Genomic DNA, 13,493 nt, shown 5'->3' on the forward strand with positions numbered 1-13,493 from the left:
CTTATTTCAAGTTTAAAGGACGAGGGCTTGCTTTATTGTTGTCCGCCCAGCCACTTGCTGCAAGTGTTGCTTGCACACCGTGGTCAATATGCCGTGGGTAGGCGGTGCTACTATGTGGAGCGATGTCCATGACCACAGAGATGCTCCCATGAAAATCGACCCCGCCGATAAGCCGACGATACCCCGTTCTGCGGACCAGGCCCCGTCCATTTTTTGGCGCAGCCTGATTGCGGGTGGAGCCTTGCTGGCCGGCCTGACAGGCTGTGCATTGCCGTCGTTGGAGGGCCGTAGCCACAGCACGGCTTTGCCGCTGGATCAGGCCCAGGAGACCATGATTGGCCAGGCGGTGACCCCCCTGGTGCAGCAGCATCCTGGCTTGTCGGGTATTTACCCTTTGTTTGATCCACATGACGCGTATGCGGCCCGTGCCTTGCTGGCCTTCGCCGCTCAGAAAACGCTGGATGTGCAGTATTACATCTGGCGGGGCGACACCACCGGCACCTTGATGCTGGATACCTTGTTGCAAGCGGCTGAGCGCGGCGTGCGAGTGCGTTTGCTGATTGATGATAATGGTATTACGGGGCTGGATGACTCCTTATCGGCCTTGAACGCCCACCCCAATATTGAAGTGCGCCTGTTCAACCCTTTTGTGTTGCGCTGGCCTAAATCCTTGGGTTTTCTGATGGATTTTTCCCGTCTGAACCGGCGCATGCACAACAAGTCCTTTACCGTGGACAACCAGGTCACCATTATTGGTGGGCGCAACGTGGGTGATGAATACTTCGGTGCGACCCAGGACGTGTTGTTTGCAGATCTGGATGTGATGGCCATCGGTGCTGTGGTCCAGGATGTCTCCACGGATTTCGATCGCTACTGGGCCAGCCAGTCGGCCTATCCGGTCGATACTTTGATTAAAACAGGTGATTCGCAAGCACTGGTGACGTTTCAGGCGCAGTTGCAAGAGGCCCAGGGGCAGCCGCGCGCCAAGGAGTATCAGCAGGTGCTGCGTGAGTCGGATCTGGTCAGCCATTTGGTGCGCGGTGAACTGGATTTCCAGTGGGCGCGTACCACCATGATCAGTGATGATCCGGCCAAGGCTTTGGGCCCGGTCAATCCGGAGCAGTTGATGGTCTGGCAAATGGACCATGTGCTGGGCAAACCCACCAGTCAGGTTGATCTGGTGTCCTCTTATTTTGTGCCGACAGCCGCGGGCGTGCGCGCTTTTGAGGAGATGATGAAACGGCCAGGCATGAAGGTGCGTGTTTTGACCAATTCTCTGGCAGCCACGGACGTGGCAGCGGTGCATGCCGGTTATGCGAAGCGACGCAAAGCCTTGCTGGAAGCGGGTGTGCAGTTGCTTGAGCTGCGGCCCACCACGGACACACCTACCCGTCATGGTTCGGGGCCTTTTGGCAGCTCCGGCTCGGCCCTGCATGCCAAGACCTTTGCAGTGGATGGCAAACGCCTGTTTGTGGGGTCCTTTAATTTTGATCCGCGCTCGGTCAACTTGAATACGGAATTGGGCTTTATTATTGAAAGCCCTGAAATGGCGCAAGCCTTGTCCAAGAGTTTCGAGGAAGTCTTGCCTTATCGCAGCTATCGTGTCGAACTGGATGAGCAGGGCGATTTGGTATGGATTCAGTTGAACGAAGATGGCACCGAGCGTTTTTTTACCTCTGAGCCCAATGCCAGTCTTTGGCGGCGGGCCGGGGTCGGTATCTTGTCTGTCTTGCCGATCGAGTGGCTGCTTTAAGCCAGATTCGATTATCTGCGATTGATGTGAAAGGCCCCCAAGGACAAGGCGAAGTCCTCGGGGGCCTTGTCATCAGACCGTGTGGTTTGCTGACTAGACTTTGAGCCGTTGCACGGCCTGTCGGCGTGTCTGAATCCAGTCTGCGTAGCGGTGCAGGCCATATTTTTCCATGCATTGTTCAGCCAGATTCCACTCCTGCAAGGCTTGTGCATTTTCACCCAGCGCCATCCAGGCATCACCACGTACACAGTGCAGTTCTGCGCGCAAACTGTTCGTGTCATAGCGCAGGCCTTGAGCAGCGGCCTTGTCAAGCCAGGGCATGGCCTCATTGCTGCGTCCCAGGCGGATCATGGCGCGGGCAATCCGGCACATCAGGCCATCGGCGCTGATGGGCAGCCCGTACTGAGCAGTCTGTACGCAATCGAGCAGCGATTGCAGGCTGGTTTCCCGACCATGCAGCATCACCTGGCAATAGTGCAGGTAAGAGCGACTAAGCGCAGACCAGGGCTCGGGGTGATGCGATCTTTGTAGCTCTTGCAGGGACAGCTCGGCCACTTGCTGACAGTGCTCAAGCTGTTCCATCAGATAGTGGGCCTGCATCACGAACAAATGGGTGATGGCGCGCAGGGAGAAAGTGGTGTCTGAGCGCAGGCTTTGCAAGGCGAGATGAGCGTGCTGCTGTGCCGCCTCCCTATCGCCTTTCAAGGCCAGAGCCACGCTCAGGGTGCCAAAGGTCATGGATTGCGGAAAGTGCTCGGCAATGGCTTGACGGCTGCTCTGCTCCTTCAGGTCATCAAAGACGGCCAGGCTCAGGTTCAGTGTCTGGATGGCATTGGCGACATTGCCTTTCCACAGCTCGTGCTGACCAATGGCATACAAAGCCCAACTGCGGTTTTGATCGTGGCTGGTTTCATTGGCCAGGGCCAGCAGTTGGCGCGCTTTTTGCAGGGCCTGTTCAAAATTGCCTTGGGCTTGAAGGGCCGTCCAGGCCGTCCATAAGCTGATCATGACCTGATCTGAGTCGTGCTCATCATGCAGCCCACGCCCCAATTCGTAAGCCATGGCGGTCGATGCCGAGGCCGGGCCATACAGGGACGATTCAATGGCACCTTGCAACATGCGGCATTCAAACTGCAGGGTTTGGCGTACCTGCAGGTCTTCAATCATATCGCTGCGGTTCAAGGAGCGTTGCAGATATTGGCTGGCCAGACGCAGGTCGTCTTGTGCCAAGGCCTCGCGGGCAGCGCGTTGCCACCAAAAGGCGGCTTCTGCGCTATCAGCCTCGCACAGGTGCCGAGCAATCAGCTCGGGTGCATGACGGCGGCGTATACCGTGCTGGGCAACGGCGTGGTGGGCCTGGCGCAGCTCTTCGTGCATGGCCACGCGTTTCAGTGCCTGGGAGACCAGGGGCAGACAGGCTACCTGCTTGTCATGCATATCGATCAAATCCAGCGTCGCCAAGGTATCCAAGCCGCCGCTCAAGGTCGTGCTCTCCAGACGCAACATCAGGGCCAGCTCGTCAATGGCGATGGGCTCCTCCTGCAAGGCAATGCTGGTCAGAATGTGGCGTGTTGCGGGCAAGAGGCTGTGGTATTGGGTGCAGATCAGGTCAGTCAGGCGCAAGGCATCGTGGCATTCGTTATTGAGCTCGTGGCAGCGCAGCAGTTCATGAGCGTGACCTGGGTTGCCCGCACTTAACTTGACCAGGCTGCTGCGTTTATCGCGCGATAGCCGCTGGCCGCGTTGGTTGCTCAGCAAGCTGTTGATGCTGGAGCGATCCAGCGTCGGCAAGCTCAGGTGTTCGGCACGCTCCAGACCATGGCCAGGTTTGCGGCTGGTCGTGAGCAATAGCGTCGGGTGACGGGGGGCTGAGTGTGCCAGCAAGCGGATCAGACGTTGTGTAGGCGGGTCAGCCCATTGCACGTTCTCAATAATCAGCAAGCGACGGCGGGGCGAAGTGCCGGTGCCGCTGAGCAGGTTGAACAGCAAGTCCATATGCGCGGTGGAAGGCTCGTTCAGTTCTTGCTCTTCAGAGCCATGGCCTAACCATTGGTGCAGGGACTGGGCCTGTTTGGGGCTGGTTTCCAGTGCTTCTTGCAAGATTTGAACGGAGAAAGGGTCGTGCTGCTTGCCATTTTGCGAGGCAATGTAATCGGCAATCTGCTCGTGCAGCCAGAGACGAATCGGGTGCCAGGCCACACGACGCTTGTCTTCACGACAAGTGAGCATAATGCAGGGGTGGTTGGTTTTTTGTACATAGTCCGCCAGAGACTGCACCAGCAGACTTTTGCCAACATGAGCGCGGCCGTGAATGGCGATGTGATGCAATGTGCGACTTGAGCCAATCTGCGACCAGGCTTGCACCAGATGATCGAACTCTTGTGACCGGCCATAAACGCGGCTGGTCAAACGCGCGTGGTCTGTTTCGGAGGGGCTCAGATTCAACCACAGGGCCTCATTTTGGCGACCAGTGGGGGGGTGAGTATCTCTGCTGTCCAGACGCAGGGCGGCCTGCACGCTGATACGTGGTGCGCCGGGAGTAGCTTCCCAGCTCAAGGGCAAGACAACTTGTGCCAATTGACCCCAGGGGTCCGGACAGGCGCTTTGATCGTCCATGGCCAGATCGGCATGAAGGGCAACGCTCAGCGTAATGTGCTCATCCATGCGCAAGGTTGCGGCAACGCGTGCCAATATGGCCGCCTGAGTGACGGGTGACTCCAGCAGTTCTGGATACCCAAAATAGGCGATCAACTGATTGGGGCCCGCTTCACAGGGCCAGGCACCATGCTGTTCGATCAGATGTCGTAACGTCTGGCGGCTTTGTTCCAGCAGTTGTCCCCCTTTTTCGCGGGCGTGGCGGTGGCCGGGTTCAAAGCGCAGGCACAAACCCACTGCCGCCAAGGGACGCAACTGCAGGCAGACTGTCGTCGACAAGGATTTGACCGGGCTGGACGACGAGCGTGTCGGCAGATCTACCAAGTTGCGTGTCTGGGCACTGGGTTCGCACCCCAAACGGTCGGCCAGCAAGACCGAACACTGCTCATAAGCGTGCAGGGCCGCTTCGTGCTGACCTTCCTGTTTCAGCAGTCGAATCAGCTCTTGATGCAGCTTTTCTTCTTCCGGCCAGAGCACAAGCCAGCGTTTAAGATGGCTGATCGCTTGTGGTGTAGGTAAAGATTTCAGACCAGACTGGATATAACGGTCACGACATTGAGACAGGGCTTGCCGAATAGTGTGCTGCGTATCCTGCAACCAGTCTTGCAACTGCTCGCCATGATGCAGCTTCACTTGCCCCAGCAAGGGGCCCTGATACAGATTCAGGCGCTCTAGATCGCTAAGTGTAGGCTGGCTGGGGTGTTGCAGCAGGCTGAGCACATCCACTTGTGTGCGGTTGGGATCCAGGGCCAGAGTGTCATTGGTAATGTGCAGGGCCTGGTCACAGCCTTCAAAGGCGCGGCGCAGGGCGTGCAGCGCGTGACGCAAGCGAGCGCGACCCACACTGATAGGATCTTCATGCCAGATCGTTTCGGCCAGATGGCTGCGGCTGATGGGCTTACCCTGCGCCAAAGCCAACATGGACAACAAAATACGTGCTTTATCGTAATTAATGATTTGTGCACGGCATTGTCCTTGAACCAGAAGTCGGTAAGGACCGAGCAGGTAAATTTGGGCCAAGTGCGAGGCAGAGGAAGGTAAAACATCCATGGGCTCGGGCTCGTATCAAGAGTTAAGCAATGATTGGGATAATGTATCCGATCCGTTTAATTTGTGTTTGCCAACTTTTGCGAAAATAAACGCTTTGCTTGTTCAAGATTAAATTGTTTTGGCCTATCAGCAGCTTATTGCATCGCAGGCTATGATGTGGGCTTATCACTTTTTTTGTGCTTGATTGTCTCTTCGTATGGTTGATCCCACACGTTCATCGCTGCGCAAACAGTCCAAATTGCCTCTGTCGCTCAAAGTGAAATATACCTTGCGAGCGCGCCTGGAGCGTGGCGAGTGGCCGGTAGGAACGCGTATTCCCACGCTGGAGGAGCTGATGCAGGAATACGGCGCCTTGTGTGGGTGGCCGGGAACACCGCTACACCTGTTCTGACCGGCTACCTATTTCTGCTTTCTTCTTTTGAGGAACTGCATTGCTATCAAGTAGTGAGCCTTCCTGAGGCAACTTCATGAAAAAACTCCGTGCTCTGTCATATCTATGCACTTATGGAGTCCATAAAAAACACCCCAAAGGTTGGAAAAGTATCCAATTTTTGGGGTGTGGTTCATTTCAGAGTCCGTAACTTCACCAATTACTGATCAGAACGAATATTGTTCTCTCGCACAATCTGCTCCCAGCGCGCATTACGCTGCTGTACCCATTGCGCTGGCGAAACCTTGGATGAATCGTAGGCTTGAATATCCAGCATCCGCAAAGTCTCGGCGGTAGAAGGACGTTTCACGATGTCGCTCAGCAAGTCGTTCCATGCCTTGATCTTCTCTGGAGGTGAACCCTTGGTGGTGAAAACCAGGTACGAGAAGCTCTCGTCAAAGTTCTCCAGGCCGGGTAACTTTGCTTCGGCCAATGTAGGGACTTCGGGCAATAAAGGATTGCGTTTTCCGCCAGAAGTCGCCAATGGCGTCAGCAAGCCTTCCTTGATCGGACCCAAAACACCGGCAATGGTCAGGAAACCACTGTCCAGACGCTCGCCATACATGTCATTGACCACGGCGCTATTGCTGCGATATGGAATGTGATCCAGCTTGATCCCGCTATCTTGCGTCAAGGCCGACATCATCAAATGTCCTGGCGAGCCCATACCGGCAGAGCCGTAATTCATGGGCTTGGCGCGGGCACGCTCCAGAAACTCGGCTGGTGTTGTGATACCAGTTTTGCTGGGAACCACCAGGACCTGGTCAAAGGTACCCAGCAAGGATACCAGCTCCAGGGAGTCCTCGATCTTGAATTTACTGTTGACGTAAATATGGGGATTGGCCGTGGCAACCGTATCCAGAGTCAGCAGCAAGGTATTGCCATCCGGTTTGGCTCGGCCCACTGCGTCGGCAGCAATCGAGCCTGCCGCACCCGCGCGATTCTCCACCACAATAGTTTGACCAGTGGTTTCAGTAGCCTCGCGGGCCAACATGCGACCCAGGACATCCAGCGGGCCGCCTGCAGCGGAGCTGACGACAAGCGTGGCCACCTCGGCACTTTGGACTGGTGTAGCCAAAGGTAGGATCAGCGCACAAATGCTTACGTTGCGCAGCAAGGAAAGGATGGGCATAGAGGTCTCCAGATAGGGGTGGGTAACAGTATCTATCTCACGCTATCGCCAAAGGCAGGGGGCTGGTTTCGCTGTGAGCCATCATGGTGTCGATCAATTGACACAAAAGCGTTGTTTTTAACGTTTGCGCGTCAGGTTCATTCCACAAATTATGTTGTTCCAGTGGATCGGCTTGCAGATCGTACAGCTCTCCGATGTGACCGCCCTCGTACAGACTGAGACGATGCTGCTGTGTGACCAGCGAGCGCAGCTTGGTGCGAATAGGCGTATTGAACAGCTTGCGCTGGTTTTCTTCCTCAATCAATACGCCTGTTCGCCAATCCACGGCTTCGTTCTGTATCACTTTCAGCAAGGAGCGGCCTTGAATGCCGTTGTAGGGCAACTGGCCTGCGCGCTGCAGAACCGTAGGCGCGACGTCAATGGTAGAACAGACCATCGTGCTTGTGCCTTGAGATTTCGCATCCTTTGGGTCAAACCAGATAAAGGGGCTGCGAATAATGCTTTGGTAATGTACAGGGCCTTTGAGCATGAGCTGATGGTCGCCCATGAAATCGCCATGATCACTCATGAACATGACAATGGTGTTCTCCGCCTGGCCGGTGTGCTCCAGATGATCCAGAATGCGACCGATCTCGGCATCGATATGCGTGATGGAGCCGTAATTCAGAGCAATTGCCTCGCGCGCTTCGCGCTCTGAGCAGGCGAACAGCGTGGGCGTGTGCTTGATCGCTTTGCCTTCATCGCGCCGTTTATGGAGCAGTTGCAGATGGGCTGGCAAGGGATGGGGGCCCAGGTGGAAGGAGTCGGGCAGGCTGACCTCTTCAGGCTTGTACATATCCCAGTATTGACCGTGCGGGGTGTAGGGGTGATGGGGGTCGGGGAAGGAGCATTGAATGAAGAAGGGCTGTTGTTCCTGGGCATATTTATCCAGCACCGCGCGGGTACGCTCACCAATCCAGGCTGTGGTGCTGTACTCTTCTGGCACGCGGGTACGCCATGCTTGGCCGATACGACTCAATTCGTAGTCGGGAGTCGGGATGGCATTCTCAGGGCCGGATAGGGCGGCGATGTCAGGATGTTCATTTTGCAGCCAGCGACCATAGTCACCCCAGACCTGATCGCCGTGGTCAATGGCCAGGTCCACGTGTTCGTAACCGTAAAAAGGAAGTTGTACGCCGTGATCGGCGCGATCGCGCCACCATTGGCCACACTCCTGGCCGTAATCGTTGGTCGGCAGGGGTGGGCGGGCTTCCCCCTTGGTCGGTGGATCATCCGGGCGTGGGTAGAGGGGGGGGGTATCCGTTATGTTTTGCAAATGTGCCTTGCCCACCAAGGCAGTGCCCCAGCCTGCCTGACGCAGTACATCGACAAACGTGGTGGAGTCCAGCGGTAGGGGAACGCCGTTGTGGCGAGCGCCGTGTACCGAAGGCATGCGGCCAGTCATCAGGGAAGCACGGTTGGGCATGCAGATCGGGGTGGCGACGTAGAATCGCTCCGCACGCCAACCACGAGCGGCCAAAGAGTCCAGATTGGGTGTTTTTATTTCTTTATTGCCGTAACAAGCCAAATGGTCTGCACGGAGTTGATCCGCAATGATTAATAAAAAATTGGGTACTGACTGAGCCATGAAGTGCCTATTTTGTAGCTTCGGGTATACCCATTATGGAAGCAGTAGCCATAATGTTAAATTGAATAACTTGCAGGTATATATACTTCTTTCATATAGGTAAGTCATGAGCTGGAGTGAACGCATTCGCTTGAAGCATCTGCAGGTTTTAATTCGTTTGTGCGAACAAAAAAGCATGAGCGATGTGGCCCGGCAGTCCAATATGACCCAGCCTGCCTTGTCAAAATGGCTCAAGGACTTTGAAGACAGTATAGGTATGCCTTTGTTCGAGCGCCATGCGCGCGGTATTGAGCCTTTACCGGCGGCCTTGGCATTGGTCTCCCAGGCTCAAGGGGTGCTTAATCGCCTTGACCGCATGAATGCGACTTTGGAGCAATACCGGCAGGGATTCCGCCAGCAGTTTACCTTGGGTATTTCGCCGATGGTGGCCGCGGTTTATTTGCCGCAGTTGCTGGTGTATTTGCATCAGCGCGATCCGCAATGCCATATCCGGATTCAGGAAGGCACGCTGGATATTTTGAGCCGCAATCTGGAACAGGGTGAGCTGGACCTGGTTATTGGCCGTGTGGATGAAGCAGGCCGGAACCCGGCGATGGCGTATCTGCCGTTGGGCATGGTGCCTTTGGGGGTGGCCGCTTGCCGCAAGCATCCTTTGGCTCGGCAAGAGGAAGTGACCTGGGAGCAGACGCTGGAGTACCCCTGGGTATTACCGCCCAAAAACAGTCCTATGCGGCGCAGTTTCGAGTTGAGCCTGGATGCCAAGGGGCTGCCGTATCCCACTTGTGCGATCGAGTCTGCCTACGCGCATACCAATGCACGGGTGGCCGTTGGCAGTGATTTCCTGGTTCCCATGACGCGCAGTATGGTGCCGGTCTATCCGGAGCTCTGTATCCTGGAGCTGGGCTGGAGCGACCCGCGTTTGCACGGTCAGCTTGGTCTGTTGTGGCGCCCGCAGGACTCGGGTGAGCCAATGCTGGAAGAGGTCATTAGCTGGATGAGCAAGCAGCCTCACACAGTGTGATGTCAATCAGGGTCAGCAGGGGCTGACCCTGAAAGAGCTGACAGCTTGTTTTTTAAATGCATGTAACTAAAAATTGCCAGCATGCTATTTTGTTTCTTCTTGGCGAATTGATTGATGGGAACTGTTCTGGAAGGTTGGAAAAACTTGCAAGCGATCAGTATCAGCTCGGTGCGCGACACGCTGAGCGGGAAATACCATTCTCGTGACTTCATTCATGCCCGAATGGAGTACTTACGCAGCCGCGTCGTATTAGTTGGCTTGTTATTTGCCTTGTTGACGCCCCTTTGGACTGTGATGGACTGGTTGGTTTTGCCCGGCTGGCCCACACATTTAATGGCGGTGCGAGTGTTCAGTCTGGGGGGGCTGATCGCGTGTGTGTGGTTTGCTTTCAATGGCCACCAGCGTATCACCCGTATTTATGTGTTAAGTGGCCTGGTTTTTATTTTGCCAGCCTCTTTTTACGCCTATATGCTGCTCACGCTCTCGGGGGCCGGGCATTATGTGGTACTGGGTTACGGCTTTATCCCTTTTCTGTTGGTGGCGACCTTAAGCATTTTTCCCTTTACCTTGCTGGAGTCTGCGCTGGTAGGGGGCGCGTTAATTGCCTTGCAGGTATTGGCCAGTGTCAGTTCGGGAACCTGGATGACGGCGAAAGGTTTGCAGGATCTGTGGCTGTTGAGTGCTTTGCTGGTTGTGGCCCTGACCGCCAATTACTTTCATCTGGGACTTTTGTTGCGTTTATATCGGCAAGCCACGCACGATACCTTGACTGGGTTGCTGAACCGGGGGGCGGTCAGTCGTCAATTGGGGCAGGGACCTGTCCAGGAAAAACTGCATGTGTTGATGGTGGATCTGGATCATTTCAAACAGATCAACGATACCCATGGCCATTCGGTAGGGGATGATGTCTTGACGCGTACCGCGTCTTTATTCAAGGCGCATTTGGGGCCCCATGACTTGGCGGCACGTTATGGTGGCGAGGAGTTTGTGTTGATTCTGGCCGGGCGTCGTGATGAGCAGGCTTTGCGCTTTGCGGATTTGCTTTTGCGTCGGGTGCAGGAACAAACTTTCTACAATCATGACCGCGAGTCTTTTCAGATTACGGCCAGTATGGGCCTGGCAGTGTGTCTGCCCGGTCAGGTCATTGAAGAGGCGCTGGTTCAGGCTGATCAACGCCTGTATGACGCCAAGCGTGCGGGTCGCAACCAGGTGGTGGCGACAGATTAAACCTGTCGGGCTACGTCAACCAAGGGGGCCTGGAGTGGCAAAGACTCCAGGCCCCCTTGGCGATCGACTCCTTAGTAGTGCAGGGTTTGGCTTTCCTGGCTGGCCTTGTCTATGTCCTGATCGCTGATAGCATCGTTCTTGCACTTGAAGGCCGCAAACATTTCAAGCTGATCCGAGTGATGTGCGTCGGCTTCGCCTTTGGGATTGATGAAACCACTTTGCCCCGGCGCCATGATCGAGCACATGCGCACGCCAGCAGGGTCCAGCACGTACTGGAAGCGGGCGCTGCCGGTGTTCAGATAAGGCATGAGGCGGCGCTCGAACGCAGGGTCAGACCAAGGCACCCCAATCGCATTACGTGCCGCAAACAACATGGAAACAGAGGGAGCACGCCATTGCTGAGCTTGTGCGCCCTGCGCTTGCTCCAGCGAGGTGGCCGCTTGTTCCAGCGCATCCAGTACCAGCTCCTGGGCTGGACGACCTTGCAGGAAATCAATGGTCTGTGGCACACCAGCAGCCGGGCCCTGGATGGCGTTCCAGATCAGCTTGGCTGCCGCAGCGGGTTGGGCGCTGCGTGGATCATCCATGGCCGGGTACAGGCCTTGCGTGTAGGTCTGGTAGACGCTGTCAGGCAAACGACCTTTCAGGAATACAGGGACCGCAGCGTGCATCCAGGCCTGCATCACAGCCGGAGCACTGCCTTCGTAATGCTTGCCGTTGCTGGCGACGTGCAGCTTGTAGTCCCAGCCTCTCAACTGCTCGGCAGCTTGACGGGCCAGGGCACTGGCACGTGGCAGCTTGGCGGCTGCCTGGATGAGGGGGGCGAAGTAGCGCGCATTCAGGTCCGAGCGTGCGCCCAGGGAGTCAATGCCCCAGATTTCTTCATCGCTCAGGCGCTGCTTGGCTTGCAGCGGTGCCAGTAGTTCCTGCACGCGGTCTACATAGGAGAAGTTGGCATTGTCAGCCAGCAAGGCGCCGTAGGCCTTGTTGTTCCAACTGGCGATATAGCCTTGCTGCGGGTTCAGCACTTTCGGGTTGTGCTCAAAGCTCAGAAAGCCTTGCCATTCCATGCTGCCGTCTCCTGTGGCCGGGAACTGGATGGCTTGACTGACAGGGCGTTGTGGCAAGAGGCCCAAGGCAGCGGCACCGATATTGCGCTTGGTATCGGCATAGAACCAGGTAATGGAGGCGCTGACGCGGGCTGCCTGGGCCATGAATTGATCCCAGTTTTGGGCCTTGGCCGCATGGGCCCAGCCCAGCAGGGTTTCAATTTCCCGACCTTCCCAGGTACGGCGGTTGGCGTAGGCGGTGTTGTTCTTTTTGTCCCAACTGCTGACATAACCTTGAGCCGCGCGGTAGACGTCCAGCGTGACATCGTCCTGTCCACGCACTTTGATACGCACCTGCTTGTGCTCCATGGGACGCCAGGCATTGTTGTACCAGTAGCTATGCGGATCACCGTCTTTCAAGCGCAGTTGGTAAACGTCGTTGGTGTCCAGTGAACCTACAGTGGAACCCCAGGCAATCTGGCCATTGGTGCCGAACAGAATGGCGGGCAGGGCAACGGCAGTGGTGCCGGTCAGGTCGTAGCCCGCACCGTGCAGGCCGACGCTATAGGTAATGGACGGGGTGTACCAGCCTTGTTGCGGGCCGTTGTAAAGCACGGCATGGCCGTGGGTCGTCTTTTCAGGACCCAGCAGCCAGGCATTGCTGGCCGTCGGTGTGCCGGCGGCCACGGTGGGGCCCAGGGCGACAGCCTGCTTGCGCAGATAGTCCTGCGCAGCGTGTGTGGACAGGGCCTGCAAATGCGTAGGCAAGTCGGCCAGAGCGGTCTTGGCCTCCGGCTGCGCAATGATGGTGGGGGCGGTCGGGTCGTTCAGCCAGCGTAGTTGTTTGTAAAGCTGTTCGCCGCGTTCCGCGCCCTGGTCTGCTTTCAAGGTTTCCAGCAGATTCAGGTTGGCCACTTCCGCAGTACCGGCAAAGAAGCGGTTCAGAATCAGACCTACCCAGACCATGGCAATGTCCTCGGGCTGCCATTCAGAAGGTTCAAAGCCTTTGTCCAGAAACTCTTTGGGCATCAAGGTGTCGCGTTGGGCTTTTACCTCGCGCACACGCTGGGTAAAGCCTGCCGCATAGCCCTCAAACATGGCGCGGTCTTCTTTGGAAAGAGCGGCCAATTGCTTGCGAATAGAGTCCGGGTCGATGTTGCTGTGGGTGACTTTATCCAGCTCCAGGAAATCCGCTCCCAGAACTTCTGCCACCGTTCCCCAGCCAGAGCGTTTGGCAATTTCCATCTGATAGAGACGGTCCGTCGCGACGGCATAGGCATAGCCATAGAACAGGCCATAGGTGCTGTCCGCATAGATGTGCGGCGTGCCATAGCTGTCGCGCTTGATGGTAACGCTGCGATCATTCACGGAAGTGCTGGCACAGGCGGCCAGCAAGATGCTGGTGCTCAGTACGCCAAGGGTCAGTCGGGATGGGAAGCGACGGGGGAAGTTCAACATCTTGTCTCCTCAAGCGTAGCCATGGGGCTACCGTTTTTTTATCTCTTGAGAATATAACGTCAAAGTTCTTTAGGTATTGATATTTTCAGGT

8 protein-coding genes are annotated in these 13,493 nt (G+C 56.2%); 4 read left to right on the plus strand and 4 right to left on the minus strand.

What is annotated here, in order from left to right; all coding sequences use genetic code 11:
* The first annotated feature begins 148 nt into the window (after positions 1 to 148).
* A complete protein-coding gene (locus tag ACDI13_RS13670; protein ID WP_316988255.1) occupies positions 149 to 1,753 on the plus strand; it encodes a phospholipase D family protein in 1,605 nt (534 codons plus the stop codon).
* Between the two features lie 93 nt (positions 1,754 to 1,846).
* Here the strand turns inward: ACDI13_RS13670 and ACDI13_RS13675 are convergent, their stop codons facing one another.
* Positions 1,847 to 5,458: an AAA family ATPase gene (locus ACDI13_RS13675; RefSeq protein WP_316988254.1), complete on the minus strand. Its 3,612-nt coding sequence runs from the start codon at positions 5,456 to 5,458 to the stop codon at positions 1,847 to 1,849.
* Between the two features lie 196 nt (positions 5,459 to 5,654).
* Here ACDI13_RS13675 and ACDI13_RS13680 point away from each other — a divergent pair, with 196 nt between their 5' ends.
* Entirely contained in the window at positions 5,655 to 5,849 is a 195-nt protein-coding gene (locus tag ACDI13_RS13680) for a hypothetical protein (RefSeq protein ID WP_316988253.1), read from the plus strand.
* Between the two features lie 199 nt (positions 5,850 to 6,048).
* Here ACDI13_RS13680 and ACDI13_RS13685 read toward each other — a convergent pair whose 3' ends face one another.
* On the minus strand, positions 6,049 to 7,020 hold the full coding sequence (locus tag ACDI13_RS13685) for a tripartite tricarboxylate transporter substrate binding protein (protein WP_316988252.1): 972 nt from the start codon (positions 7,018 to 7,020) through the stop codon (positions 6,049 to 6,051).
* Between the two features lie 37 nt (positions 7,021 to 7,057).
* On the minus strand, positions 7,058 to 8,647 hold the full coding sequence (locus ACDI13_RS13690) for a sulfatase-like hydrolase/transferase (RefSeq protein ID WP_316988251.1): 1,590 nt from the start codon (positions 8,645 to 8,647) through the stop codon (positions 7,058 to 7,060).
* 106 nt (positions 8,648 to 8,753) lie between these two features.
* Between ACDI13_RS13690 and ACDI13_RS13695 the strand changes: the two genes are divergently transcribed.
* Complete coding sequence (locus tag ACDI13_RS13695) at positions 8,754 to 9,668, plus strand: LysR family transcriptional regulator (protein WP_316988250.1); 915 nt, start codon at positions 8,754 to 8,756, stop codon at positions 9,666 to 9,668.
* A gap of 114 nt (positions 9,669 to 9,782) precedes the next feature.
* Positions 9,783 to 10,895 carry a GGDEF domain-containing protein gene (locus ACDI13_RS13700; RefSeq protein WP_316988249.1) on the plus strand — a complete coding sequence of 371 codons (1,113 nt, stop codon included), beginning with the start codon at positions 9,783 to 9,785 and terminating at the stop codon, positions 10,893 to 10,895.
* A gap of 71 nt (positions 10,896 to 10,966) precedes the next feature.
* Here the strand turns inward: ACDI13_RS13700 and ACDI13_RS13705 are convergent, their stop codons facing one another.
* Positions 10,967 to 13,402, minus strand: coding sequence for a penicillin acylase family protein (locus ACDI13_RS13705; RefSeq protein ID WP_316988248.1), 2,436 nt, complete (start codon positions 13,400 to 13,402; stop codon positions 10,967 to 10,969).
* Positions 13,403 to 13,493: the final 91 nt, after the last annotated feature.

This window comes from Alcaligenes faecalis, assembly GCF_041521385.1.
GTDB classification, from domain to species: Bacteria; Pseudomonadota; Gammaproteobacteria; order Burkholderiales; family Burkholderiaceae_B; genus Alcaligenes; species Alcaligenes faecalis_E.